21 protein-coding genes and 1 pseudogene are annotated in these 25,521 nt (G+C 65.6%); 13 read left to right on the forward strand and 9 right to left on the reverse strand.

Translation table 11 applies throughout. The annotated features are described in order from the left end of the window. Positions 1–686: 686 nt before the first annotated feature. From ACIBI6_RS31630 to ACIBI6_RS31655, 6 genes are all read left to right on the forward strand, one after another. The gene (locus ACIBI6_RS31630) at positions 687–4,466 is read left to right on the forward strand and encodes a nitrate reductase subunit alpha (protein WP_364356825.1); all 3,780 of its coding nucleotides are present in this window, start codon (positions 687–689) and stop codon (positions 4,464–4,466) included. Positions 4,467–4,528: 62 nt separating this feature from the next. Further along, complete coding sequence (narH, locus tag ACIBI6_RS31635; protein WP_396958741.1) at positions 4,529–6,274, forward strand: nitrate reductase subunit beta; 1,746 nt, start codon at positions 4,529–4,531, stop codon at positions 6,272–6,274. A 25-nt stretch (positions 6,275–6,299) separates the two neighbouring features. Continuing rightward, entirely contained in the window at positions 6,300–6,980 is a 681-nt protein-coding gene (gene narJ, locus ACIBI6_RS31640) for a nitrate reductase molybdenum cofactor assembly chaperone (RefSeq protein WP_396958742.1), read from the forward strand. Next, positions 6,977–7,717: a respiratory nitrate reductase subunit gamma gene (gene narI / locus ACIBI6_RS31645; RefSeq protein ID WP_396958743.1), complete on the forward strand. Its 741-nt coding sequence runs from the start codon at positions 6,977–6,979 to the stop codon at positions 7,715–7,717. The genes narJ and narI overlap by 4 nt, the downstream gene beginning before the upstream one ends. A gap of 187 nt (positions 7,718–7,904) precedes the next feature. Further along, positions 7,905–8,891 (forward strand): alpha/beta hydrolase, encoded by a 987-nt coding sequence (locus tag ACIBI6_RS31650; protein WP_396958744.1) that lies wholly within the window; start codon positions 7,905–7,907, stop codon positions 8,889–8,891. Positions 8,892–8,938: 47 nt separating this feature from the next. Continuing rightward, positions 8,939–9,277 carry a TfoX/Sxy family protein gene (locus tag ACIBI6_RS31655; RefSeq protein WP_396958745.1) on the forward strand — a complete coding sequence of 113 codons (339 nt, stop codon included), beginning with the start codon at positions 8,939–8,941 and terminating at the stop codon, positions 9,275–9,277. Positions 9,278–9,280: 3 nt separating this feature from the next. Here ACIBI6_RS31655 and ACIBI6_RS31660 read toward each other — a convergent pair whose 3' ends face one another. Beyond that, positions 9,281–10,981 (reverse strand): metallophosphoesterase, encoded by a 1,701-nt coding sequence (locus ACIBI6_RS31660; RefSeq protein ID WP_396958746.1) that lies wholly within the window; start codon positions 10,979–10,981, stop codon positions 9,281–9,283. Positions 10,982–11,268: 287 nt separating this feature from the next. On the opposite strand from ACIBI6_RS31660, the gene ACIBI6_RS31665 reads away from it, so the two are divergent. Next, positions 11,269–11,715, forward strand: coding sequence for a cupin domain-containing protein (locus ACIBI6_RS31665; RefSeq protein WP_396958747.1), 447 nt, complete (start codon positions 11,269–11,271; stop codon positions 11,713–11,715). Between the two features lie 133 nt (positions 11,716–11,848). Here the strand turns inward: ACIBI6_RS31665 and ACIBI6_RS31670 are convergent, their stop codons facing one another. Beyond that, positions 11,849–11,974: a hypothetical protein gene (locus ACIBI6_RS31670; protein WP_396958748.1), complete on the reverse strand. Its 126-nt coding sequence runs from the start codon at positions 11,972–11,974 to the stop codon at positions 11,849–11,851. A gap of 165 nt (positions 11,975–12,139) precedes the next feature. On the opposite strand from ACIBI6_RS31670, the gene ACIBI6_RS31675 reads away from it, so the two are divergent. From ACIBI6_RS31675 to ACIBI6_RS31685, 3 genes and pseudogenes are all read left to right on the forward strand, one after another. Continuing rightward, on the forward strand, positions 12,140–12,559 hold the full coding sequence (locus ACIBI6_RS31675) for a pyridoxamine 5'-phosphate oxidase family protein (RefSeq protein WP_396958749.1): 420 nt from the start codon (positions 12,140–12,142) through the stop codon (positions 12,557–12,559). Between the two features lie 108 nt (positions 12,560–12,667). Then, on the forward strand, positions 12,668–13,120 hold the full coding sequence (locus ACIBI6_RS31680) for a VOC family protein (protein WP_396958750.1): 453 nt from the start codon (positions 12,668–12,670) through the stop codon (positions 13,118–13,120). Positions 13,121–13,456: 336 nt separating this feature from the next. Beyond that, positions 13,457–13,650 (forward strand): annotated as a pseudogene (locus tag ACIBI6_RS31685) (Txe/YoeB family addiction module toxin). A gap of 81 nt (positions 13,651–13,731) precedes the next feature. Here ACIBI6_RS31685 and ACIBI6_RS31690 read toward each other — a convergent pair. Further along, complete coding sequence (locus ACIBI6_RS31690) at positions 13,732–14,643, reverse strand: NAD-dependent epimerase (RefSeq protein WP_396958751.1); 912 nt, start codon at positions 14,641–14,643, stop codon at positions 13,732–13,734. 128 nt (positions 14,644–14,771) lie between these two features. Here ACIBI6_RS31690 and ACIBI6_RS31695 point away from each other — a divergent pair, with 128 nt between their 5' ends. Beyond that, positions 14,772–15,731: a helix-turn-helix domain-containing protein gene (locus tag ACIBI6_RS31695; RefSeq protein ID WP_364356861.1), complete on the forward strand. Its 960-nt coding sequence runs from the start codon at positions 14,772–14,774 to the stop codon at positions 15,729–15,731. Between the two features lie 199 nt (positions 15,732–15,930). Beyond that, positions 15,931–16,275 carry a hypothetical protein gene (locus ACIBI6_RS31700; RefSeq protein ID WP_364356864.1) on the forward strand — a complete coding sequence of 115 codons (345 nt, stop codon included), beginning with the start codon at positions 15,931–15,933 and terminating at the stop codon, positions 16,273–16,275. A 151-nt stretch (positions 16,276–16,426) separates the two neighbouring features. Here the strand turns inward: ACIBI6_RS31700 and ACIBI6_RS31705 are convergent, their stop codons facing one another. From ACIBI6_RS31705 to ACIBI6_RS31730, 6 genes are all read right to left on the reverse strand, one after another. Then, the gene (locus ACIBI6_RS31705) at positions 16,427–17,269 is read right to left on the reverse strand and encodes a sirohydrochlorin chelatase (RefSeq protein WP_396958752.1); all 843 of its coding nucleotides are present in this window, start codon (positions 17,267–17,269) and stop codon (positions 16,427–16,429) included. Continuing rightward, a complete protein-coding gene (locus ACIBI6_RS31710) occupies positions 17,266–18,507 on the reverse strand; it encodes a uroporphyrinogen-III synthase (RefSeq protein WP_364356870.1) in 1,242 nt (413 codons plus the stop codon). The genes ACIBI6_RS31705 and ACIBI6_RS31710 overlap by 4 nt, the downstream gene beginning before the upstream one ends. Positions 18,508–18,509: 2 nt before the next feature. Further along, positions 18,510–18,956 carry a nitrite reductase small subunit NirD gene (gene nirD, locus ACIBI6_RS31715; protein ID WP_364356873.1) on the reverse strand — a complete coding sequence of 149 codons (447 nt, stop codon included), beginning with the start codon at positions 18,954–18,956 and terminating at the stop codon, positions 18,510–18,512. 64 nt (positions 18,957–19,020) lie between these two features. After that, positions 19,021–21,570, reverse strand: coding sequence for a nitrite reductase large subunit NirB (gene nirB / locus ACIBI6_RS31720; protein WP_364356876.1), 2,550 nt, complete (start codon positions 21,568–21,570; stop codon positions 19,021–19,023). 26 nt (positions 21,571–21,596) lie between these two features. Continuing rightward, positions 21,597–23,060 carry a nitrate/nitrite transporter gene (locus ACIBI6_RS31725; RefSeq protein WP_364356918.1) on the reverse strand — a complete coding sequence of 488 codons (1,464 nt, stop codon included), beginning with the start codon at positions 23,058–23,060 and terminating at the stop codon, positions 21,597–21,599. A 288-nt stretch (positions 23,061–23,348) separates the two neighbouring features. Further along, positions 23,349–24,608, reverse strand: coding sequence for an MFS transporter (locus ACIBI6_RS31730; RefSeq protein WP_364356879.1), 1,260 nt, complete (start codon positions 24,606–24,608; stop codon positions 23,349–23,351). Between the two features lie 65 nt (positions 24,609–24,673). On the opposite strand from ACIBI6_RS31730, the gene ACIBI6_RS31735 reads away from it, so the two are divergent. Next, positions 24,674–25,345 (forward strand): FCD domain-containing protein, encoded by a 672-nt coding sequence (locus tag ACIBI6_RS31735; RefSeq protein WP_364356882.1) that lies wholly within the window; start codon positions 24,674–24,676, stop codon positions 25,343–25,345. The last annotated feature ends 176 nt before the right edge of the window (positions 25,346–25,521 follow it).

A 25,521-nucleotide genomic window follows, 5' to 3' on the forward strand; every position in this document is an offset into this window, starting at 1 on the left:
GGTGGTCGCCCGCGCCGCGTCGACCGCCGCATGACTACGCTCGGCGAGCAGCCGAAGCGGGTGACGGAGCAGGCTATCTGGACAAGGCGCTAGCCCGCCCGCTTCTCGATGCGGCACACCGGGCGGGACGCCGTACTGAGGCCGGACCCGCGTGAAGCGGGATGCGACGGCCACCCCGAGCGCCGCCGCGGGCACCGCGACCTACGCACCGCCGCCGCTGCGGTACTCGATGGCCCCTCGAAGCGCTCCATGCGCCGAAGAATAATCGGGCGAGATCCCCATCGCCGAAACCATTGGCAAACCGACAGCGAATGGATCCGCAGGCCGCAGAATGACTTTGCGCGAGGCGGTTCGAGCACCGCGCGCGGGTGCGGAATCGACCTCTCGAGCCCCCGCCGGACGTGTTAACAAATGTAAACCGCCTGAGAACCGGTGGTTTCCAAAGCATCACCGGCTAGTCCCCGAAACACCATCCGCAAGCCGCATTTCGGCCGGTCAGGGCGGATCAGCCCTGGTCACATCGATGTCTTCGGCATTTCGCGGCAATCGCGCGGTGACCGCCACGTTGCGTCGACCTCACACCTCACGATCGATCGGTGCGGGCTGTGAGAGATTCGTTTGGACGTGCGTCGCGACCTCCTTACAGTCGGTGCAACAGCCCGATTTCACAGCTCGAAGGGGGCGTCGTGGTTAATTCGCGCACTCAGGCTTCCGCGTCCTCCGATTCGGCCGATCGGCAATCTACCGACGCGAGTGACGCATTGCTGCGTCTCGGCAAATATTTCCACCGGGGCGAGGTCTCGGCGGATCAGCGCAGCCTGCACCAGGTGGGCGGGCGCAGTGCCGACGAGTTCTATCGGGACCGCTGGTCGCACGACAAGGTGGTGCGCTCCACGCACGGGGTCAACTGCACCGGGTCCTGCTCCTGGAAGATCTACGTCAAGGACGGCGTGATCACCTGGGAGTCGCAGCAGACGGACTATCCCTCGGTCGGTGCGGACAAGCCCGAATACGAACCGCGCGGCTGCCCGCGTGGCGCGTCCTTCTCCTGGTACACCTACTCCCCCGCGCGGGTGCGCTATCCGTATGTGCGCGGCGTGCTGCTCGAGCTGTACCGCGAGGCGAAGGAGCGGCTCAAGGATCCGGTACTGGCCTGGGAAGCGGTTGTCGAGGATCCGGAAAAGGCCAAGCGCTACAAGTCCGCTCGCGGCAAGGGCGGATTCGTGCGCGCGGAATGGTGGGAGGCCGCCGAAATCGCGGCCGCCGCACACGTGCACACGATCAAGAAATACGGGCCCGACCGGGTGGCCGGGTTCTCCCCCATTCCGGCCATGTCGATGGTCAGCCATGCCGTCGGCGCACGATTCATTTCGATGCTCGGCGGCTCGATGCTGTCGTTCTACGACTGGTACGCCGACCTGCCGGTGGCCTCCCCGCAGGTCTTCGGCGATCAGACCGATGTGCCGGAATCGGCCGACTGGTTCGACGCGGGCTACCTCATCATGTGGGGTTCGAATGTGCCGGTGACCCGGACCCCGGACGCGCACTACATGACCGAGGCGCGCTACCGCGGTCAGAAGGTCGTGGTGGTCTCGCCCGACTATGCGGACAACACCAAGTTCGCCGATGAATGGGTGCCCGCGCGACCGGGAACCGATGCGGCCCTTGCCATGTCGATGGGTCATGTGATCCTCAAGGAATTCTTCGTCGAGCGCAGCACGCCCCGGTTCCTCGACTACGTCAAGCGCTACACCGACCTGCCGTTCCTGGTATGCCTCGACGATCCGGAGGGCTGGGACGCCAATGGCAACTACCACCACGACGGTGCGCTGCCAGGCAAATTCCTCACCGCCGCAGACCTCGGCCACACCGACGAGACCGCCGAGCACAAAATGGTGTTGCTCGATGCGCAGGGCAATCCGGTGGTACCCAATGGTTCACTCGGACATCGCTTCACCGAGGGTGATGCGGGCAAGTGGAATCTGGACCTCGAGGGCGTCGATCCGCTGCTGACCCTGCACGACCGCGCCGACCAGCGCCCGGTCGCGGTGCAGCTGCCGCGCTTCGATACCGATACCGCGGGCGTGCTGGTGCGCGGCGTGCCGACGATCACCGTCGCGGGTAGGCGGGTCACCACGGTGTTCGATCTGTTGCTCGCGCAGTACGGCGTGGGACGCGACGGGCTGCCCGGCACCTGGCCGACCGGCTACGACGATGCCGCGGAGCCCTACACCCCGGCCTGGCAGGAAGTAATTACCGGCGTACCGGCCGCACAGGCGCAGCGGATCGCCCGCGAATTCGCCGATAACGCCGATAAATCCGGCGGCCGCTCGATGATCCTGATGGGTGCGGGCACCAATCACTGGTTCCACTCCGACCAGATCTACCGCTCCTTCTTCACGCTGACCCTGCTCACCGGCTGTCAGGGCGTCAACGGCGGCGGTTGGGCGCATTATGTCGGCCAGGAGAAGTGTCGTCCGGTAACCGGTTGGTCCACCCTTGCTTTCGGGCTGGACTGGCAGCGACCGCCGCGTCAGATGCAGGGCACGGTGTTCTGGTACCTCAGCAATGACCAGTGGCGCTACGACCCGTTCACCGCGCAGTCCTTCGCCTCACCGCTGGGCACCGGGAAATTCGCGGGCCGCACCGCCGCGGACAATATCGCGCTGGCCAGCCGCCTCGGTTGGATGCCGAGTTATCCGACCTTCGACCGCAATCCGCTGGATCTGGTGGACGAGGCCGAGGCCGCCGGCAAGACCGCACCCGAACATGTGGTGGACGGGCTGAAATCCGGTGACCTGCGCTTCGCCTGTGAGGACCCCGATGCGCCGGAGAACTTTCCGCGCTGCCTGACCGTGTGGCGGGCGAATCTGCTCGGCTCCTCCGGTAAGGGCAACGAGTACTTCCACAAGCACCTGCTCGGCGCGGACTCCAATCTGCAGACCACCGATGCCGCCGGTGTGCGGCCGCAGGAGCTGGTCTGGCGCGAGGAGGCACCGAGCGGAAAGCTGGATCTGCTTTTGTCGCTGGACTTCCGGATGACCAGCACCACACTGTTCTCCGATATCGTGCTGCCCGCGGCAACCTGGTACGAGAAGCACGATCTGTCCTCCACCGATATGCACCCGTTCGTGCACGCCTTCTCCCCCGCGATCTCCCCGCCGTGGGAGGCCAAGACGGACTTCGAGGCGTTCCACCGGATCGCGCGCGGATTCTCCTGGATGGCCGAGAAGCATCTGGGCAAGCGCAAAGATATCGTCGCGGTACCGCTGCAGCACGATTCGCCGGATGCGCTGGCGCAGGCCGGTGGACGCGTACTGGACTGGAAAGCCGGTGAGTGCGAGCCGATTCCGGGTAAGACCATGCCGAAGCTGGTCGTGGTCGAGCGGGACTATCCGAAAGTCGCGGAGAAGATGGCCGCGCTCGGACCGCTGATCGATACGCTCGGTGTCACCACCAAGGGCGTCACCACGCACCCGAACGAAGAGGTGGCCTACCTCGCCGGGGTGAACGGCACCGTGGTTTCCGGTGTGGCCCAGGGGCGTCCGTCGCTGGCCAAGGACACCCACGCGGCCGAGGCGATTCTCTCGCTGTCGGGCACCACCAACGGCCGGCTTGCGGTCGAAGGCTTCCAAGCGCTGGAGCGGCGCACCGGAACCGAGTTGGCCGATCTCGCCGCTGAGCACGAGGGTAAGCGAATCACCTTCGCGGACACCCAATCTCGGCCGGTACCGGTAATCACCTCGCCCGAGTGGTCGGGCAGCGAGACCGGCGGACGGCGGTATTCGCCGTTCACCATCAATACCGAACGACTCAAGCCGTGGCACACCCTGACCGGGCGCCAGCACTTCTACCTCGATCACGACTGGATGGCCGAACTCGGCGAGCAACTGCCGGTATTCCGGCCACCGCTCGATATGAGCGCGCTGTTCAGCGAGCCAGGGGTGGGGTCCGTCGGTGACAACGGCGTCACCGTTCGGTACCTGACCCCGCATTCCAAGTGGTCCATCCACTCGGCATACCAGGACAACCTGCACATGCTGACGCTCTCGCGCGGTGGGCAGTCGATCTGGATGTCCGATAGGGATGCCGCGAAAATCGGTGTGTCGGACAATGATTGGATCGAGGCGGTCAACCGCAATGGCGTGGTTGTCGCGCGAGCCATTGTCAGCCACCGGATGCCCGAGGGCACGGTGTTCATGTATCACGCCCAGGACCGGGCGGTGGATGTCCCGCGCATCGAGGGTGCGCCGGGCGGATTCGATTGGGGCGCACCGGATAAGCAGCCGGGCAAGGGTAAGCGCGGCGGCATTCACAACGCGCTGACTCGCATCATGATCAAGCCATCGCATCTCATCGGCGGTTATGCGCAGCAGTCCTTCGCGCTGAACTACCACGGGCCCACCGGAAATCAGCGCGACGAGGTTACGACCATTCGACGGCGCAACCAAGAGGTGGAGTACTGACATGATCCGACGAGGTCACGACGCTCCGCTCGATGGGCGCAACCAAGAAGTGGAGTACTGACATGCGTGTCATGGCACAGATGGCCATGGTGATGAACCTGGACAAGTGCATCGGTTGTCACACCTGCAGCGTCACCTGCAAGCAGGCGTGGACCAACCGCGGTGGCACCGAGTACATGTGGTTCAACAATGTGGAAACCCGTCCCGGACAGGGTTATCCACGGCAGTACCAGGACCAGGAGAAGTGGAAGGGCGGCTGGACGCTCAACAAGCGCGGCAAGCTGACCCTCAAGTCCGGTTCCCGCCTGAAGCGGCTGCTCAATATCTTCGCCAATCCGGATCTGCCCACGGTTTCGGACTATTACGAGCCGTGGAGCTACGACTACGACAACCTGCTGTCCGCGCCCGCCATGGACACCAGTCCGGTCGCGCGGCCGAAATCGCTGATCACCGGCCAGGATACGAAGATCACCTGGGGCGCCAACTGGGATGACGACCTGGGCTCCGGACCGGAGCAGGTCGGTAAAGACCCGCTGCTGGCCAAGCTGTCGGACCAGGTGAAGCTGGAGTTCGAACAGACCTTCATGTTCTACCTGCCGCGGATCTGCGAGCACTGCCTCAATCCGTCATGTGTGGCCTCGTGCCCGTCGGGTGCGATCTACAAACGGTCCGAGGACGGCATTGTGCTCGTCGACCAGGACAAATGCCGTGGCTGGCGACAGTGCGTCAGCGGCTGCCCGTACAAGAAGATCTACTTCAACCACAAGACGGGCAAGGCGGAGAAGTGCACGTTCTGCTACCCGCGCGTGGAAGTCGGTATTCCGACGGTCTGTTCGGAGACCTGCGTCGGTCGGCTGCGCTACATCGGCGTCATGCTGTACGACGCGGATGCCGTGGAGGCGGCGGCCTCGGTCACCGAAACCAAGGATCTGTATCCCTCGCAGCTCGGAGTGTTCCTCAATCCGCATGATCCGCGGGTTATCGCGGAGGCCGAGCGGGCCGGGATCTCGCCGGAATGGATCGACGCCGCGCAGAATTCGCCGGTCTATAAATTGATCGTCGATTACCAGATCGCGTTGCCGCTGCATCCGGAATACCGGACCATGCCGATGGTTTGGTATGTGCCGCCACTGTCGCCGGTGGTGGATGTGCTGTCCGAGACCGGCCACGATGCCGAGGACGCGTCGAATCTGTTCGGCGCCATCGACGCGCTGCGCATTCCGGTCGAATACCTGGCCGAATTGTTCACCGCCGGTGAGATCGGGCCGGTGCGGGCCGCACTGCAGCGGCTCGCGGCCATGCGGTCGTTCATGCGGTCGGTGAATCTCGGTGTGGAGCCGGATCCGTCGATCGCACCGTCGGTGCGGTTGGAGCCGGAGGAGATCGAGGCGATGTACCGGCTGCTGGCCATCGCGAAATACGAACACCGGTATGTGATTCCGCACGGCGCGACTTCGCAGGCACACGAACTGGATTCGCTGGCGACCGGATGCAGCCTGGATACCGATGGCGGGCCGGGTATGACGGCATTCGACACGATGGTGGAGAAGTTCCATCTGACCGATACCAATGGCGCTACGCCGGAGGAGAAGTCGAATCGGATCAACCTGTTGAACTGGGATGGGCGCAGCACCGACGGCCTGCTGCCCACCACGCGCAACGGCAACGGGGCCAACGGGCACGGCACCAATGGTTCGGCGAAAAGCGGTGCGGCCACAAATGGTTCGGCCACAAAAGATTCGGCACTGACCACGAATGGCTCGACGAACGGTTCGGTCACGCAGACGCCGACCGGAGCGACCAAATGAATCCGCTGACACCCGGAGGCGCACGATGGCACTACTGAAGGTGCGCCGCAGGCCCGAACCCGTCGCTCAGCTATCCGAGCGCGATTGCCGTCTGGTGTGGCGGATCGCCGCGCTGCTGCTCGACTATCCGAGTGAGCAGATGTTGGCGACCGTCCACCAGATCGATGATGCCGCAACGCAATTGCCGGATGCGGTAGGTGCGCCGCTGCTGGAGTTCATCCACCATCTGCGCGCCACCCCACCGCTCACGCTGGCCCAGCAGTACGTCGAAACCTTCGATATGCGCCGCCGTTCCAGCATGCACCTGACGTTCTACGCCTACGGTGACACCCGCAAACGCGGTATGGCGCTGTTGCGGTTCAAGCACGCCTACCGGCACGCCGGTGTCGAACTCGGTGACGAGGAATTGCCCGACCACCTGCCGGTGCTGCTGGAATTCGCCGCGACCGTCGACCCGATCGGCGGTGAACGCCTACTCGGCGAACACGTTCCGGTGATCGAACTCCTGCGACTTTCCCTGCTGGACAACCAATCCCCGTACGCCGCGGTGCTGGCGGCGGTCGTTGCCACCCTGCCGCCGCTGACCACTGCCGATCGGCGTCGCATAGCCGAACTCGCCGCCCAGGGACCGCCCGAGGAAGAGGTTGGTCTCGACCCCTTCGCCATGGACCCATCGCTGTTCGACGGATCGGAAGCCCGCCGATGACCACTGCCTTCTGGATGACGCTGCCCTATGTGGCCTTCACCTCGTTCGTGCTGGGCCACCTGTGGCGCTACCGCAACGACCAATTCGGTTGGACCACACGGTCGTCCCAGATCTACGAGAGCCGACTGCTGCGCTTGGGCAGCCCGCTGTTCCACTTCGGCATGCTCGGGGTCATCGGCGGACATGTACTCGGTGTGCTGATTCCGGAATCCTGGACCGATGCCGTCGGCATCTCCGAGCACACCTACCACGTGGTCGCGGTCGCGGCGGGTTCGGTCGCCGGACTCGCGGTCATCCTCGGCGTCGGCATCCTGCTCTACCGCCGGATCACCGTCCCCGCCGTGCGCAAGGCCACCACACGCAATGACCAGCTCATGTATGTGCTGCTGGCCGCCGCCCTGGTCACCGGTCTGCTCAATACCTGGGGCAGCAATCTGCTGTGGGGCACCTACAATTATCGCGAGACCGTATCCCCGTGGTTCCGTAGCCTTTTCACGGTTCATCCGCAGCCCGAGCTGATGGTCGGCACTCCGTGGACCTTCCAGCTGCACGGTCTCGTCGTGTTGACACTCATCGCCATCTGGCCCTACACCCGCTTGGTCCATATGTTCAGTGCGCCCGTCGGCTACCTGATCCGGCCGTACATTGTGTACCGCGCCAAGGAATCCAACGCACCGGACAAGCGTCGCTACGCGCGCGCGTGGGACGCCCCCGTCACGCCCGAAACCTGGCGCTGACCCACGAGTTCGGGTCCTCTCACCCGATGCCCCACAGCCCCGTCCGCCCTCATCGGGCGAGCGGGGCTGTGTTATTTACCAGCAAACACACCCGGCGAATACCAAGGACGCGCCACCAGCCGTGATAGGAATTCGACCCATGTACCGCCCTGTGCCCATGGTTCGCTCGCCGCGCTCCGCTGTGCCCATGGTTCGCTCGCTGCGCGCCCTTACGCGATGCTTGGTTTTCTTGTTAGCGGTCTGCGCCGCGACCATCTCCGTAACCGCCGGAGCGGATTCCGGCTCCCAGATTCTCGATGTCCGGCCGCTGGGCGGCCGACAGCTCGAGGTCGTGGTCCATTCGGCGGCGATGAATCGGCCTATCACGCTGTGGATGTCGCATCCCGGTCCGGGTGCGCCCGCGCTGTACCTGCTCAATGCGGCCGACGGCGGCGAGGACGGCGGCCCGTGGACGACCCGCACGGATGTCGCCGACTTCTTCGCGGACAAGAACGTCAATGTGATCGTGCCGATGAGTGGGCGCGCGAGCTACTACACCGATTGGCTCAACGACGATCCGGTCCTTGGCCGCAATAAATGGACGACCTTCCTGACCCAGGAATTGCCGCCGCTGCTGGGTTCGCGATTCGGGATGACCGGACGCAATGCCATTGCGGGCGTGTCGATGTCGGCGACCTCGGCACTGAATCTGGCCATCAACGCACCCGGCCTGTATCAGGCGGTGGGCGCCTACAGCGGCTGCCCGCGCACCAGTGACCCCGCCGCCAATGCCTATGTGCACGCCGAACTCGCGATCTTCGGCGCGAATGCGGACAACATGTGGGGTGCCCCGGACAATCCGGCCTGGACCGAGAACGATCCCATGCTGCACGTCGATCGGCTGCGCGGTTTGGCGCTCTACGTCTCGTCGGGCAGTGGCGCACCCGGACCGCACGAAATCCTCGGCGATGTCGGCATCGACGGTAATCCGATCCGCCTGCTCGATCGCATGCTGGTCGGCGGTGTCATGGAGACCGTCATCGACGGCTGCACTCGCCCCTTCGTAGACCGGCTGGCCGCGGCAGGTGTTCCCGCCACCCTGAATCTGCGTCCGGCGGCTACACACGCTTGGGCGTACTGGCAGGACGACGTCCACCAGTCCTGGCCGCTGTTCGCCGCCGCCTTGGGCGCGTAACAAACGTTTCGTCACGAACTTGTCGGTGCCCTGGTCGACAATGCGGTATGGCATATGACAAGGTGCTCGCCGACCGGATACGGGAGCTGATCGACCCGACGCCGGAGGTGAGCGAGAAGAAGATGTTCGGCGGCCTCGCCTTCCTGATCAACGGCAATATGGCGGTCGCGGCGAGCAGGCAGGGCGGTCTGCTCGTCCGCGTCGACCCGCAGGAGAGCACCACCCTGCTCGCCCGCGAATACGTCGGCGCGATGGTGATGGGCGGTCGCGAAATGAACAACTGGCTGCGGGTCGACGGCGCGGCCGTCGCCGACGACGAAGCGCTCGATGAATGGGTCGACCGCGGCGTCAGCTACGCGCGTTCGCTTCCGCCGAAGGAGAAATAGCGGTCAGTGGACCAGGCGGCGGAAGGTGAGTTTGTCGAATTCCCGACCGTATTCATCCACCGCGACCACATCCATTTCGCTGGCGAAGATGCCGGGGCGGACGTCCACGCGCAGGAACGAGTAGTTGCGGAACCGCACCCGCGACCAGGGGGCCGCCTCGTCCTGTTTGCCGCCCGATGTGGTCCAGACATAGCTGTTCGGGACCGTGGTGTCCGGTAATTCGTGGCCGCGGAAGGTTTCCTGCGAACCCGGTTGGAAGTCGTAGCGTGGGCGACCGCCACCGCCGACGGTGTAGTAGACCGTGCCGTCGGTGTCGGGATAGACGATCGAATTGTCCGCGGCGATCCTGGTCGCGGCGCCACCGCGGATCGGATCGGTGCGTTCGTAGACATGATTGTGGCCCTGCAGCACCAGATCCACCTGATACCGGTCGAACAGCCCGGCCCATGCGTCGCGCACGCCGCCGTCGCTGGCATGGGAGTCGGTGGTCGAGTACGCGCAGTGGTGGAAGAAGCAGACCAGGAAGTCGATATTCGGGTCCGCGCGGTAGGCGGCGAGAGTGCGCTCCACCCAACTCGTCTGCGCCCCACCGGAATACCCGGTATTGGCCTTGATCTCATAGCTGACGTCATTGGCGTCGAGGGAGAGCACCGCGACATTGCCGTAGGTGAACGAGTACGCCGACGGGCAGCCCGCCGGACCGTTGCCCGGAAAGTCCAGCCGCGCCAGATGTCCGCCGTAGCCGTGCTGGCCGTAGGTCGCTTCCATATCGTGGTTGCCGGTGGCGAACATCCACGGTGTCTCGGCGGCACTGCGTTCGATGGCCCCGAAGTAGACATCCCAGACGTAGGGGTTGTACTTGTCGAAACCGGTTTCGAGCTTCGCACCGTTGGCCACGAATTCGTTCGGCCTGCCGCCGCCGGACGGGTCGGCATAGGCGATATCACCGGCGAGAATGTGGAAATCCGGTTTGGCGGCAGCGATTTGGCGCAGCACATTGCTCGCGTGTGGTGCGTTCGGATCGTTATCGGACTTGTAGTACTTGTCGTCGTAATCGCCGGGCACGGTGCCCTGCGGCAGCGCCGGAGTCTCGTCGGTGCCCTGATCGCCCATCATGGTGAAACGGAACGGCAGGATCGCACTGCGCGCACTCGGCATCGCGGGCGCGGCGGCACGGATGTCGCCGGTGAATCCGTCGGAGGTGCGCCAGCGATAGAAATGCGGCACGCGTCCGGGTAGGCCGTCGACCGGGGCGTGCACGTAGAACTGTTCGGCCGCGAGGACACCGCCGTCGGCGGAAGGGACCTGGGTGAGCAGATTGCGCACCTCGGCCTCGACGGTGCCGCCGAGCGCGGGCGTCGGGCCGTGGTCCAGGAAGACCTTGGTACCGGCCGGTGGCCGGGAGAGCTGACCGGCGAAGCGGAGCTGACTCGTCGCATCCGGCCCGTATCCCACGCGTCGACCGCCGACCGCGAGTTGCACGTCCTCGGCGTAGGCGCGCCTACCGAACGGTGAGGTACCCACAGCCGCGACCGCAGCGGCCGCCGCAGTACCACGCAGCACATTGCGCCGGGAAACCGTGTGTCGCCGTAGATAGTCCCGATGCCACTCGTGCTGCTCGTCCATGGTCATATGGGCGGCCTTGGCAGCGGGAATTCCGGTATCCGGCAGATCGCCAGCGGGGTTCATCGGATTCGACGGCACGGCACCGATGCTCTACGGCCCCGGCATATCACGCAACCCGACACCGCTTCCCACCTACGAACAGTTCATGAACTCTGGTCTGGAGTACGGCAACGCCCGAGACCGCGTCTGATGGCCGGGCGCCCGACACAGCGGCGCCTGGCTACGACAACGGGCGCCCGGATGTGCCGGCGCGCAGCGCTGGTCGACACGACAGCCGCACAATTCGCACAAAACGAACGAATACCCCAGCGACAGAGGCAATCTCACCCTTTCCGAACCGCGCCTTCGGGGGCTACGCTGCGGCGATGACGCCAATTACGCGTGCGGCGGCCGCCGCGGTCGTCTTGGGCGGTTCCGTATTCGGTGCCGCGACCGCACATGCGACGCCCGGTACCGATATCACCGCGGTCACCCTCGCCCAGGCACAGATCCCAGCGGGCCTGCTGCCGTTCGTCGCGGGCACCGACCTCGTTGTCCGCGAAATCACCATCGCCCCAGGCGGTTCCACCGGCTGGCACTATCACTACGGTCCGGTCTTCGGCTTCGTCCGCTCAGGCACCCTCACCCACCCAGGCCCCGACTGCGTGGCTCCGGTCTTCCACACCGGCGATTTCATCTACGAACCCGAGGGCGCCTGGAACGTGCACATCGGCCGCAACCTCGGCCCCGACCCGCTCGTCCTCGACGTCGTTTACGCCCCGCCCACCGGCAAGCCGCTCTTCGAAGACGCCGACGCCCCCGACTGCGCCTAAGGCCTGTCTCGAAGTCACTCTCCGAGGCCACCATCCGGCGTCGAGCCGAGCCGGAAGGCGGTTCCGGACAGTGTGCGGTACCGCCATCCGACTCGGCTCGATGCATGTCCCGTCACTTCGAGACAAGACCTGATCAGCTCGGCCACCGCTGCCGCACTAGCGGCAGGTACACCTCGTCGACGATTTCGATGAGCACATCATCGGGTGCGGCGGGAACCCCGCGCAGCACGAATCCGTTGCGCAACAACACGATTGCCACGATGGCGACCCGTGGCGGCGCTATCTATCCGGACCTGCCATGGGAACCGAAGGCCGCGTTCCACACCCTGGCCGATTTCTACCGAGAGTACTGAAACGACCGAGTCGCCCGCACCTGGAGCCGCGAGGTAGAATCGAACATAAGTTCGAATCGAGGGGAAGCCGGATGCGGTCGTTACGTCGAGCCGAGATTGCCGGGTTGCTGGCCAGCGATATCGTCGCGCACCTGGCCACCATCGATGCGGCCGGATATCCGCATGTCACGCCGATGTGGTTCCTGTGGGATCAGCGGGCCTTTCGGCTGACCAGTTGGGCGGAACGGCCGCATTTGCGGCGGATCCGGGCGAATCCGAGGGTCGGTTTGGTGATCGATCGGGAGGTTGTGGGATCGCGCGATGGTGGGCAGCGGCCGAATCGCCAGGTACGGGTGATCGGGGATGCCGAGCTCACCATCGACGCGGATGGTGTGTGGACCCAGCGCATCTGGGAGAAGTACGGCAGTGGGCCGGTGCTGGGTGAGGTGGAACGCGCGCGGGTGCTGATCACGATCACGCCCGATCGGTTCATCGCCGTCGCGAGCGTCTGACCCGCGCGAGAAATTTCTTCAGAAAATTTCGCGAAGATATGTCGAAGACGTCGAGGCAGCTCCGACCGAAGGATGACAGCAGGTCATCACCAAGCCAAGGAGCCCATCATGTCGGTCAACACTTTCTTCTGGTTCGACAGCGACGCCGAGGAAGCCGCCACCCGCTACACCGCGCTGATCCCCAACTCTCGCATCGTGGATGTCAATCGCCACCCCGATGGCTCGGCGTTCATTGTCTCGATCGAACTCGACGGTCACGCGTACACCCTGATGAACGGCGGTCCCGGACATCCATTCACGGATGCCGCATCGATCCAGGTGATCGTGGATACCCAGGCCGAGGTCGATCGCCTGTGGGACGCCCTGATCGATGGCGGCGCGCCAGGGCCGTGCGGCTGGCTCACCGACCGCTACGGCCTGTCCTGGCAGGTCGTCCCCGCAACCCTGCTCACCCTCATGAACGGTGCGAACCCCACCAAGACCGGCGCCGCCGCCGCGGCGCTGCAGTCCATGTCCAAGCTCGATATCAAGGTTCTACAGGACGCGTACGACAACGCCTGAGACCGGGCACCCCGTCTGACAGCCGGGCACCCAACATACGGGGTGCCCGGCTAAGGCAAGGGGATGGGGTGTGCCGCGCCTGCGCACTCGAGAGCGGCGAGAACGCCGTACTCATAGCCGAAAGCGACTACAACTCGCTGATGGAAACGCTATACGTTCCGCGCACCCATGGCGGCGTGAAGCTATTCCAGTCCGCCGAGGATGCCCGCGCGGGACGCACCGAGGCACACGAACTCATCGACCCCGACCAGGACTGAGCCTATGGCCGACCGGAAACTCACGTTCACCGCTCAAGGCTGTAAGTCCTACACGGACTGGCTGACCACCAACCGGGCCATGCTGAACGGCGCGAACAAAATCGTCGACGCCACACTCCGCGACCCGTTCGAGGGGATCGGCAAACCCGAGCCGCTACGCCACCACCTTGCTGGCACTGGTCACGGCGAATTACCCAAGAGCATCGGTTGATCTACTACGTGACAGACACCGAAATCGTTGTGGTACGAGTCGGTTCACACTACGAAGACTGATGGCTGAACAACAAGGCTTCGAAGCCCGCCGCATTCGACGCACTCCGGAATGTCGCCGCCGACCGCCGTCGTAAGGCCCGATCAGGATGCCGAAACCACCTCCGCGAACACAGTGTCGAGGTTGCTCGCGGTGAGTCCGAAGATCTCCCGGGTGGTGGTGTCGTCGACGGTGAACTCGCGATGCGACATGTGGTAGGTCTCGAACAATTCGGCCCAGAACGGGTCGGTGTGGCCGAGCAGAGTCAATTCGCGGTCGCTCATCACCTCGAGTCGCGGATGGGGGGCATCCGCTGCGGCGGCGAAGCGCTCGGCCGCGGCACGCAGGGTGCTGGTGATCGTCGGGGCGAGCCAGGCACGTCCCCAAGCGTTTTCGCTACGCGCGACCGCTACGAGTGCGGCGGCCGCGTCACCGATCGCGGTGTAGGAGTGCGGCAGGTCCAGGTCCTGCGGTACCAGAGCGAGTTGGTCCGCAACCACTTTCGGCTGCACCAGCAGCGAGAACAGCGATACCGCACCGCGGCCGAGGAATTGGCCCGCCCTGACCTCGGTGACCCGCACCCGGCCCGCATCGTGCGCCGCCTTGGCATCGAGCCACATCTGCGCGCGCACCCGCCCCTTGGGCCCGGTGGCAGCCAGCGGTGTGTCGTCGGTGACCACACCGTCCACCGGGCCGTAGCCGTACAGATTGCCGAGCATCACGTAGTTCGCACCGGACTGCTCCGCCGCCGACAGTATGGCCCCGAACAGCGGCGGTACCGCCTCCGGCCAGGTGTGATAGGCGGGCATCGCGGTATTGAATACGGTGTCCGCGCCCTTGACGAGATCGGTGAGCGCGGCCGCGTCCACAGCATCGGTGGCGATCAGCTCGATATCGGGATGCCGCGGGCCGGTGCCGCTGCGGCTGATCATCCGCACCTGGTCGCCGGATTCGGCCAACCGGATCGCGGTTGCCGCGGCGGTGGCGCCACGACCGATGATGACATGCGAAGGCATGCTATTCCCTTCTGAGACAAGAGGTTTCACGCATCAACGGCGGGTCGCCGATCGCGTGCCGTCAACATTGCCCGCTGCGGGAGCGCTAGACTAGTGGCCGATCAGCCAGCTATCCCAAGGATCCAGCCATGAAGACCGTGGCCGTTGTCGCCGTCGCGCCGGTGAAGCCCTTCGAACTCGCCATGCCCGGAACCATGCTCGGCGGGGTGACGGTCGATGGCGAGCCTGGTTACCGGATGGTGGTGTGCACCGCCGAACCGGGCGTTGTTCCCGGTGCGCTGGGCGGTTTCGATGTCGTGGTGCCGCGCGGACTGGATGCGCTCGACGAGGCGGACACTGTCATCGTGCCGAGCACCGGCAGTCGTGGCACCGCCGACGCGGCCACCATCGCCGCACTGCGCAGGGCCGTCGATCAAGGCAAGCGCGTCACGTCGATCTGTAGCGGTGCATTCGTATTGGCCCAGGCCGGGCTGTTATCCGGACGCACCGCGACCACGCACTGGGCGTTGGCCGACGAACTCGCCGAGATGTACCCGCAGGTGACCGTGCGCACCGACGCATTGTTCATCGAGGACGGACCGGTGACCACAGCCGCCGGTGCCGCCGCCGGCATCGACCTGTGCCTGCACCTGATTCGCACCGACTACGGTGCGACGGTCGCCAATGCCGCGGCCCGCGCCGCCGTCGTAACCCCGGTACGCCCAGGCGGCCAAGCCCAATTCGTCGACTCGCCACTGCCGCCCGAGAACGGACTGACGCTCTCAGCCACCCGCACCTGGGCCTTGGAACGCCTCGACACTCCCCTATCCCTGGACGATCTGGCCACCCACGCCCGCACCAGCGTGCGCACCCTCACCCGTCGCTTCCACGAGGAAACCGGCCTCAGCCCCCAGAAATGGCTACTGCACCAACGCATTCAACGCGCCCGCGAACTCCTCGAATCCACCACACTGCCCATGGACCAGGTGGCCCGCCACAGCGGCATCGGCTCCGCGGAATCCCTGCGCCAACACATGATCCGCCATGTAGGCCTACCCCCGAGCGCCTACCGCGCCTCCTTCACCCGCACCCCATCATCGGCGAGATGAACCCGCCATCCGGCATCGGCGAATGCCAGATCAGCGAATCAGGCCCGCGTCGGCGAATGCCGCTGAACCGCGCTGGGGCTCAGCCGAATCCGGTCGATGGGGCCCCGCCTCCATATACCAACCGCCGCCGAGTGCCGGTGTCATGGATGGTCGGTAAAGTGAGCTCGACCGCTATCCAGGCTGTACCAGGAGGCATTCGGTGAATGCGAAATCTTTCGTGAACGGCTTCAACTCGGTGACGCTGACCTTGACGAATGCACCCCTGGTGGGCTCGCTCATGCGCAAGAGCTTCGTCGAGATCAGTTATGTGGGCCGCCGTTCCGGCAAAACCTTCAGCACGCCCGTGAACTACCGCCGTTCCGGCGATTCGATCGTCATCGGAGTTGCACTCCCGGATCGAAAGAAGTGGTGGCGCAACTTCACCGATGAAGGCGCCCCGATCACGCTACACCTCGAGGGCGGCGACCGTCACGGTCACGCGCTCGCACATCGTGACGAGCGCGGGCGAGTCACGGTGCGTGTTCGCCTGGACGATTCGCACTGATCACCCCGTACCCCCTCCCCCAACGCCACTGGCGAAGATCATCTGGCAACCCGACGCTGGCTGCTGCGCAGCTTTTCGCACGCCACGCACGAATTCGCAGGGCGAAAACGTGCGCGGCGTGCGAATCGGTGCGCGAGAGCAAAAGTCCGAGTCAAATGGCACGCGCACGGAGCAGCTCGCGTGCGGCGGCGCGGTAGCGGTCGGCGATCAGACGGACGACCGCCGGGTGGACGCCGATCGGCTCGGCGACACCGTCCGCTCCCGCCTCGTGCAGGCGCTGCTGGAACAGACCGTGGGCCAGCAGGTACGAGGCGACGAAGACACGCTGCGCACCCGACTCACGAAGTTCGGCAACGACTTCCGGGACGCGCGGGGCTCCGGTCGCGACGTAGCCGATGCGAACCGGGACACCGAGATGCTCGGCCAGCATGCCTGCCGCACGTCGAACATCCTGGCGCGCACGGGCATCCGATGATCCGGCTGCCGCGATGACCACCGCGTCACCGGGACGCCAGCCCGCGGCGCGCAGTCGCATGGCCATGATCCGGGCTAATGCCGGATCCGGTCCCATCGCGGGTGTCACCGCGACCTCGGGATGGCCGCTCTCGGCGACCTCGCGGGGCACATCCTGATACACGTGGTATCCGGAGGCGAGGAAGGCCGGAACCACAACGGCGGGAACCGATTCCCCCTCGGCATCGGTCAGATCGCGCAATACCTCGGACGGCGATGGACCCAGCACGTCCACGAAAGCGGTACGCACCCAGGGCTTCTCGGCGGTCTCCGGCCCGCGAATAACGGTGCGGTGTTCACAGACCGGAGCTGCGGAAGTATCGGCGTCGCGCCCCGAAACCGCGGCGCCGATTTCACCCGCCCCGCTGGCTGCGATCCCCGTGAACTCCTGCACTACCGCCTCCGCGAGCGCGGCGATCATCTGCACACCCCTGGTACTTCTGGTGCCGTGTGCGACCAGGACCAGGGCCGGAGCCGTCACCAGCTCCCCGCAGGCTGTGCGTACCTCGGCGCGCGGGCCGGGGTACCGATACCCGCTACCGGCGCACGGCCGGTAGCGACGGTGCGCGGAAAGTCATCGGCGCAATCCGCGGCGTCCAGCGCCAGCCGGTAACCCCGTTTGACCACGGTCTGAATGGCTTTCGGCGTGCCGAGCCCGGCGCGCAGCCGCGCGATCGCGGTCTCCACGGCATGGGTGTCGTCACCGCCGCCGGGCAGCGCCGCGAGCAGATCCTCCCGGGACACCACCCGGCCGGGCTGCCGCGCCAGCGATCGCATCAGGGCCATCGGCGCGGGAGCGAGCTGGCGCACCGAACCGTCTACCACCACGCACGCCCCGCGCACACTGATGGTGTGTCCGGCGGCCTGAATTCGATTGGCTCGCCGCGGCAATTCCTCGGCGACGTGCCGGGCCAGCGCACCGAGGCGCGCCCGTCCGGGCATCGAGGTCGCCACACCCAGCTCCTCCAGCGGAGCCGCGGTGATCGGTCCGACACAGGCGGGCAGCACCCGTCCGCGCAGCGCGTGCAGCACACCCTCCAGCAGCCCGGTTTCCTTGGCGCGCATCAACATCGAGGCCACGGCGGGCGCGCTGGTGAAGGTGACACAGTCCAGGCTGGAGGTGATGATGGCCTCGATCAGATTGTCCATCGGACCCTGATCATCCGGCGGCACCCAGCGGTACACCGGTACCGGAACGACATCCGCACCGGCACAACGCAATACCTCGCAGAAGTCGGGTACGGGTTCCCATTCGGTTGTCGCGCCGTGCAATTGGACCGCGATACGCACACCCTCCACGCCTTCGGCGAGCAGGTGGTCGAGCACCTCGGCGGAGGACTCCGACGCGGGCGACCATTCCTCGCGCAGTTCGGCGGCGCGGATAGCGCCCTTGGCCTTCGGCCCACGCGCCAGCATCCTGGTGGATGCCAGCGTCATCCGCAGGTCCTCGGCAATGCCCCAGCCCTCGGCCGCTTCCATCCAGCCGCGAAATCCGATGCCGGTGGTGGCCACCACGATCTGCGGCGGATCGGCCACGAGTTCGCGGGTCACCCGCTCCAGTTCGGTGTCATCGGCCAGCGGAATGATCCGGATGGCGGGAGCGGCGACGATACCGGCGCCCCGTCGGGTGAGCAGCGTGGCGAACTCATCGGCCCGCCTGGCGGCCGTGACGCCGACTGTGAAACCGGCCAGACAGGCGCCCGTATCGATTGTCGTCATGCTTATCCACCGTCCGCGGCGACGAGAGCGGCATCGACCGGCTCATTGGAAACCGAAACGATGCCGTCCTCGACACGCACCGCGTATACCGGCAGCGTCGCCGAATTGTCGTCCAGGCAGTGCCCGTCCAGCAGCGAGAACGCCTGCTTCAGCAGCGGTGAGGCCACGACCGGAATACCGCCGCGGTCACCGACGATCCCGCGCGACATCACTGCCGCGCGGCCGATCGGATCGATATTGCCGACGGCGGCGAGCGTGCCGTCGGTCATCAGGAACAGGGCGGCCTGGCGGCCCCCCTTCAGCAACACCGCGACGCCGCGGCCGGGAATCAGGTAGTCGAGTCGGCACGCCTGCGTCCAACCCGAAGGGGATGGCAAGTCGGCGGAGCCGACGGGGTGAGTGAACACAGTGGTAGTTGCGGCAATGCCGGGGGTATCCATCACGGTCATCGGTGTCATCCTCCAAACGCCTTACTCATTGGTACAGGCGCCCTGTTTCTTCGGGGTTAAGCGGCTATTGCCCGCGTGTGGCAACCGGGATTTCCGGCATGCCGAGCAACACAGGGACCTTCCGCTCCCCGGTCTCATCGAACGAAATGGTCGGATCGGCCTCTTCCGGGGCGTTGACGAAGGACACGAAACGCGAAAGTTTCTCCTCGTCCTCGAGCACCGCGGCCCATTCGTCGCGGTAACCGGCGACATGCTGGGCCATGGCGGCCTCCAGATCCTCGGCGATGCCGAGGCTGTCCTCGCACACGACCTGCTTGAGGTAATCGATGCCACCCTCCAGCGCCTCCTGCCACGGCGCGGTGCGCTGCAGCCGGTCGGCGGTGCGGATGTAGAACATCAGATACCGATCGATGTACTTGATCAGCGTCTCGTCGTCGAGTTCACCGGCGAGCAGCACCGCATGCTTCGGGGTCAGACCGCCGTTGCCGCCGACGTACAGGTTCCAGCCCTGCTCGGTGGCGATCACACCGACATCCTTACCGCGCGCCTCGGCGCATTCCCGGGCGCACCCGGAGACGGCCAGCTTCAGCTTGTGCGGCGAACGCAGGCCCCGGTAGCGCTTCTCCAGTAAGACGGCCATGCCGACCGAATCCTGCTGACCGTAGCGGCACCAGGTGGAGCCGACGCAGCTCTTCACGGTACGCAGCGACTTGCCGTACGCGTGCCCGGATTCCATGCCGACATCGACGAGGCGCTGCCAGATCTGCGGCAGCTGTTCGACGCGGGCGCCGAACAGGTCGATGCGCTGACCGCCGGTGACCTTGACGTAAAGGTCGAATTCCTTGGCGATCTGACCGATGGTGATCAGCTGATCCGGGGTGACCTCACCGCCGGGCATCCGCGGCACCACCGAGTAGGTGCCGTTCTTCTGCAGATTCGCCAGGAAGTGGTCGTTGGTGTCCTGTAGCGCGGCCTGTTCACCGTCGAGGATGTGCTCGCTGGAGGTGGAGGCCAGGATGGAGGCGACCGTCGGCTTGCAGATATCGCAGCCGGAGCCGGTGCCGTACTTGGCGATCAGGGCGGAGAAGGTGCGGATACCGGTGACCTGGACGATCTGGAACAGCTCGGCCCGCGACTGCGAAAAGTGCTCGCAGAGCGCCTTGGACATCTCGACACCGGACTGCTCGAGCAGCTTCTTGAGCATCGGAACGCAACCGCCGCAAGAGGTTCCGGCGGTCGTGCACTTCTTGATACCCGCGATATCGCAGGCGCCCTCGTCGATGGCCCCGCAGATCGCCCCCTTGGAAACATTGTTGCAGGAGCAGATCTGGGCATCATCGGGCAGCGAGTCGGCACCGAGTTCGGCGCCGGCCGGCGAAATCAGCGCGGCCGGTTCTGCGGGCAGCGGGCGCCCGACCAGCGGACGCAGTGCCGAGTACGCGGTCGCATCGCCGACCAGGATGCCGCCCAACAGGATCTGCGCGTCATCGGAGACGACGAGTTTGGCGTAGGTACCCTTGGCGGCGTCGTGCAGTACGACCGATAGCGCGCCCTCGGTGGTGGCGTGCGCATCACCGAAGCTGGCCACATCGACACCGAGCAGCTTGAGCTTGGTCGACATGTCGGCGCCGGGGAATTCGCCTGCGCCGCCGAGCAATCGGTCCGCGACGATCTCGGCGGTGGTGTAGCCGGGGGCGACCAGGCCGTAGCAAACACCTTCTACCGCGGCACATTCGCCGATCGCGTAGATATTCGGATCGGAGGTCTGCAGACCGAGGTCGGTGATGATGCCACCGCGCGGGCCGACCTCGATGCCGCTGTCGCGGGCGATCTGGTCGCGCGGTCGGACACCAGCGGAGAAGACCACAAGTCCGGCGTCGATCACCGTGTCGTCGGAGAGCGTAACCTTCAGGCGCTCAGCCGATTCCGCATCCGCCACGGTTTCGATCGACGAGGTGCCGACACCGGTGTGCACCTGCAGTCCGAGATCGGTGACCAGCTTCTCCAGGATGGCGCCACCACCCTCGTCGACCTGGGCGGGCATCAGGCGGGGATTGAACTCCACCACATGCGGCGTCATGCCGAGCAGGCGCAGCGCGTTGGCCGCTTCCAGACCCAGCAGGCCACCACCGACGACGACACCGGCCGCACCGGGTCCGGCCGCCGCGGCGGCTGCGCGGATGCCGTCGAGGTCATCGATGGTGCGGTAGACGAAGCACTCCGGCAGCTCGTGACCCGGGACCGGCGGCACGAACGGGTACGAACCGGTCGCCAGCACAAGTGCGTCGTAGGCGATGGTGTCGCCCGCCGAGGTGGTGACCTTGCGCGCATCGCGGTCGATGGACTGCGCAGTCTGGCCCAGGCGCAGCTCGACCAGCTCGTCACCGGCGTATTCGTTACCGGGCAGCGCCAGCGCGGCGGCATCCCAGCTGCCGACGTACGACGAGAGTCCGACGCGGTCGTAGGCGGGCAGCTGCTCTTCGCTGAGGATGACGACCTGCCACTGGCCTGCCTCGTCCCGGGACCGCAGCGCCTCCACGAACCGGTGCCCGACCATGCCGTGGCCGACGACCACGACGGTCTTGCGCTGGGTGGGGTCGACTGTCGAGTTCATGACTGTCCTCCGTTGGTGATTCGGCGTCAGGCTCGGGCCGACGTGCTGGTGGACTGGGACGGGCTGCCTGCCTCGGCTTCGAGGACGAGCGCCTCGGCCTCCGCGACGACCTCGGAGTCGACGACGCCGCGTGGGCGGCGCAGGAACACCAGATAGGTCACCGCGGCGCAGGCCACGTAGAAGGCCATGAAGACCCAGAACGCGGTGGTCGCCGATTTGGTCGAGGCGTAGGAGGAGCGCAGGACGAGGTTGATCCCGACGCCGCCGAGCGCACCGATCGCGCCGACGAAACCGATGAGCGCACCGGAGGTGTTCTGCGACCAGGCGGCCTGGGCGGTCGGACTCGCGTCCAGGCTCTTGGATTTGGCGTCGAAGACCGACGGGATGATCTTGGTGACCGCGCCGTTGCCGATACCGGACACCACGAACAGCGCGATGAATCCGGCCACCAGCGCCGTCATCGCGGCGCCGCTCGGCACACCGCCGCTGCGGTCACCCGCGGTACTCGCCACACCGACCAGCACGGCGGCCGCGGTCATCACGGCGAAGGTGTAGAAGGTCACCCGGCTGCCGCCGATCCGGTCGGCCAACTTGCCGCCGTACGGCCGGGCCAGCGAACCGAGCAGCGGGCCGATGAAGGCGATCTGCGCGGCATGCAGTGCGGCCTGCGCGACGGTGTCGCCACCGGCCTTGAAGCTGATCTGCAGCACCTGGCCGAAGGCGAAACTGTAGCCGATGAACGAACCGAAGGTGCCGATGTAGAGGAAGGCGATCGCCCAGGACTGCGGCACCTTGAGCGCCGTGATCATGTAGGAGAGATCGGCCTTCTGGTTCTTCAGGTTGTCCATGAACAGCGCGGCGCCGACACCGGCCAGCGCAACGAGCACGAGGTAGATCGCGCAGATCAGTGAGGCGTAGCCATTGCCGAGGGTGGCGATGACCAGCAGGCCGACCAGCTGGATGACGGGCACGCCGATATTTCCGCCGCCTGCGTTCAGGCCGAGCGCCCAACCCTTCAGCCGCTGCGGGTAGAAGGCATTGATATTGGTCATCGAGGAGGCGAAGTTGCCGCCACCGAATCCGGCGAATCCAGCCACCACCAGGAAGGTCGTGTACGAGGTACCCGGCTGATTGATGAAGTACAGCGTGAGCAGCGTCGGAATGAGCAGCAGCGTCGCACTGAAAATGGTCCAGTTGCGACCGCCGAAGCGCGCCGTGGCCACGGTGTAGGGAATGCGCAGAAACGCACCGACCAGCGTCGGCATGGCGACCAGGAAGAACTTGCCCGCCGGATCGATGCCGAACTTATCGGTGGGCATGAACAGCACCATGACCGACCAGATGGACCACACCGAGAACCCGACATGCTCGGCGAAGACCGACCAGATCAGATTGCGCTTGGCAATGTCTTTGCCACCGGCCTCCCAGGCCGCGACATCCTCGGCATCCCAATGCTCGATGTTGTGGTTACGCGTCAGCGTGCTCAACAGGGGCCTCCCAAAATCGGTTAGCCCCACGGTAGGAAACCGGTATTGCCGAAATGCTGCCCCAAATGACCGTCAAATCAACGGTTGCTCACGATTCCCGGGAAAGCAGGGTGAGTTTCAACGAAATGTTTCGGGCAGGTGACACACCGGTTTCCGCACGTCACAAACAGCCGATCTTCGAAGTAATAGCCGGTGAGGTGGTGACGCGCACCCGTCACGGTGTGCTCTGTCGCACACAGCATGGCCGCCTCCGCACAGCCTCGCAACTCGAGCTGTGAGAAGGCGGACTATTCAATTCCAGGTGTCTTCGAGCATGCGCGGCTTGCATGCCTGCCATGCGCCGGTGAGGAGCACCAGTACCGCGACGACGAGCATCGCGAAGGGCGCGGCCCAGCCCTCGGTCGCGCTGTGCAACATGCCGAACAGCACCGGACCGACGCAGGCCACCGCATATCCGACGCCCTGGGTGAAGCCCGACAGCGCGGCCGAACCCTGCGGGGTCCTGGTGCGCATATTGATCAGTGTCAGCGCCATCGGAAAGGTGCTCGGGCCGAGGCCCAACAGCACGACCCACAGCAGCGGCATACTCATCGGCGCGATCAGCAGACCGGCGAACGCGGTGAAAAAGAAGACGGCACAACCCACTACGAACGGGAACGGATTGCGGAACCGCGCCACCACCGTCGGAGCGGTGAACGCCGACACCAGACCGACCAGCGCGAACACGCCGACCATGGTCCCGCCGAATGCGGCACTCGCACCCGCCTCGGACAGGATCTTGGGCAGCCAGGTGAACATGGCGTAAGTGGTCAGCGAGGTCATGCCGAACATGCCCGCCATGCCCCAGGCCACCGGCGAACGCCACACCTCACCCTTGGGCTCCTTGGTCCGCGGCGGCAGCGCGGTGCTGTCGCCGCGATCGTGGCCGCGGCGATCGCGCAGCACACCGAGCCACGGCAGCGCGGCCGCGAAGCCGAGAATCGCCCACAGCCCCAACGAGATCCGCCAGCCGTGCGCCTCGGCAACCGGCACCGCGATCAGCGCGGGCACCACGGTGCCGAGCTGGACCATGGTGATGTACAGCGAGCTGACCACCGCGAGCCGGTCCGGGAAATAGCGCTTGACCAGCGGCGGGATCACCACATTTCCGATGCCCATACCGCCGAGGGCCAGCGCGGAGAAGATCAGCAGTTCGGCCGTACCGCCGACCACCGCCCGGATCAGCATGCCGAGTCCGGCCATCAGCATCGCGACGAGTGCGGTGCGCTCCAGCCCGATTCGGCGCACGAAAAGCGGGGTGAGCAGACCGGAAACCGCGAACATCAGCGTCGGGATCATGCCGAAGACACCGACGACGGCCGTCGAGTAACCGATATCGGCGCCGATGCGCTCGGCCAGCGGCGAGAACGCGGTGACGGCGACCCGGAGGGTGAGCGCGGACATCACAATGGCGGCGAGGACGAGCAGTCGCCCTTCCGTCAGTGCGCGTTTGCGCCGCTCGACCCGGACGTATTCCGGGCCAGTCGTGGTTTCCGGGAGAGCTGCAGTCACCGCGAAATCATAGGATGACCCCATGATAGGAGGCAAGGATTTGTGACGGGCGGTACTCTGATGCCGTGCAACCCGTCCGGCGGACCAGCCTCATTGCCCAGGTAACCGAGCAGCTGCGTGCCGAAATCCGTTCCGGCCGTTGGTCTATCGGCTCCCGAATCCCTACCGAACCGGAGCTCACCGAGCTCACCGGAACCGGGCGAAATACGGTACGCGAGGCCGTGCAGGCTCTCGTCCACTCCGGGATGCTAGAGCGTCGCCAAGGCTCGGGCACCTATGTCATAGCGGCCTCGGAAGTCGGCGGCACCCTCGCGAAGTACTTCGCCGATGCGGAGGAACGCGATGTGCTGGAGCTGCGCATGGCCCTGGACACCAATGCCGCGGCACTGGCCGCGCGTCGACGCGACGAGACCGATATCGCGAATCTGCGGCGGCTGCTGGAGGAACGTAGCCAACAGCACTGGGACGAACAGAATCTCGCGGCCATCGAAGCCGATGTGGAACTGCACCGCGCGATCGTCGTCGCCAGCCACAACGCGGTATATCTCGAGTTCTACGATTCGCTGCTGCCGATTATCGAACAGGTGATCCGGGCACGGTCCGCGAAATCCGACGATGCCTACGACGCCGAGCACAATGAATTGGTGCAGGCCGTTATCGATGGCGATCCGGACCGAGCGGCGCAGGCCGCACAATGCTTCCTCGCCTCGCTGATCGCCGAATACCCGGACCGCTAGACTTCTGGTCAACCGACCGAGAACGTTTGCGTCCGACGAGGTAACCAATAGGTCACCGAGCGGCTCGCCACCATGTGAGTCGGATTTGCCTGGAACGTCACTCGGGGCCATTCACACGCAACAACCAGCTCATACCTTTGTCTCGACCGCAGCTCGGCGAACCCACCGAGCCAGAT

Origin of the sequence: Nocardia sp. NPDC050412, assembly GCF_044458825.1 — a bacterium.
Taxonomy (GTDB): Bacteria; Actinomycetota; Actinomycetes; order Mycobacteriales; family Mycobacteriaceae; genus Nocardia.

What these genes read in the sequence shown, in the direction of transcription:
- narH (WP_396958741.1), top strand. Translation starts at nt 4,529, where the DNA reads ATGCGTGTCATGGCACAGATGGCCATGGTGATGAACCTGGACAAGTGC.
- narJ (WP_396958742.1), top strand. Translation starts at nt 6,300, where the DNA reads ATGGCACTACTGAAGGTGCGCCGCAGGCCCGAACCCGTCGCTCAGCTA.
- narI (WP_396958743.1), top strand. Translation starts at nt 6,977, where the DNA reads ATGACCACTGCCTTCTGGATGACGCTGCCCTATGTGGCCTTCACCTCG.
- ACIBI6_RS31650 (WP_396958744.1), top strand. Translation starts at nt 7,905, where the DNA reads ATGGTTCGCTCGCTGCGCGCCCTTACGCGATGCTTGGTTTTCTTGTTA.
- ACIBI6_RS31655 (WP_396958745.1), top strand. Translation starts at nt 8,939, where the DNA reads ATGGCATATGACAAGGTGCTCGCCGACCGGATACGGGAGCTGATCGAC.
- ACIBI6_RS31665 (WP_396958747.1), top strand. Translation starts at nt 11,269, where the DNA reads ATGACGCCAATTACGCGTGCGGCGGCCGCCGCGGTCGTCTTGGGCGGT.
- ACIBI6_RS31675 (WP_396958749.1), top strand. Translation starts at nt 12,140, where the DNA reads ATGCGGTCGTTACGTCGAGCCGAGATTGCCGGGTTGCTGGCCAGCGAT.
- ACIBI6_RS31680 (WP_396958750.1), top strand. Translation starts at nt 12,668, where the DNA reads ATGTCGGTCAACACTTTCTTCTGGTTCGACAGCGACGCCGAGGAAGCC.
- ACIBI6_RS31690 (WP_396958751.1), bottom strand. Translation starts at nt 14,643, where the DNA reads ATGCCTTCGCATGTCATCATCGGTCGTGGCGCCACCGCCGCGGCAACC.
- ACIBI6_RS31695 (WP_364356861.1), top strand. Translation starts at nt 14,772, where the DNA reads ATGAAGACCGTGGCCGTTGTCGCCGTCGCGCCGGTGAAGCCCTTCGAA.
- ACIBI6_RS31710 (WP_364356870.1), bottom strand. Translation starts at nt 18,507, where the DNA reads ATGACGACAATCGATACGGGCGCCTGTCTGGCCGGTTTCACAGTCGGC.
- nirD (WP_364356873.1), bottom strand. Translation starts at nt 18,956, where the DNA reads ATGACCGTGATGGATACCCCCGGCATTGCCGCAACTACCACTGTGTTC.
- nirB (WP_364356876.1), bottom strand. Translation starts at nt 21,570, where the DNA reads ATGAACTCGACAGTCGACCCCACCCAGCGCAAGACCGTCGTGGTCGTC.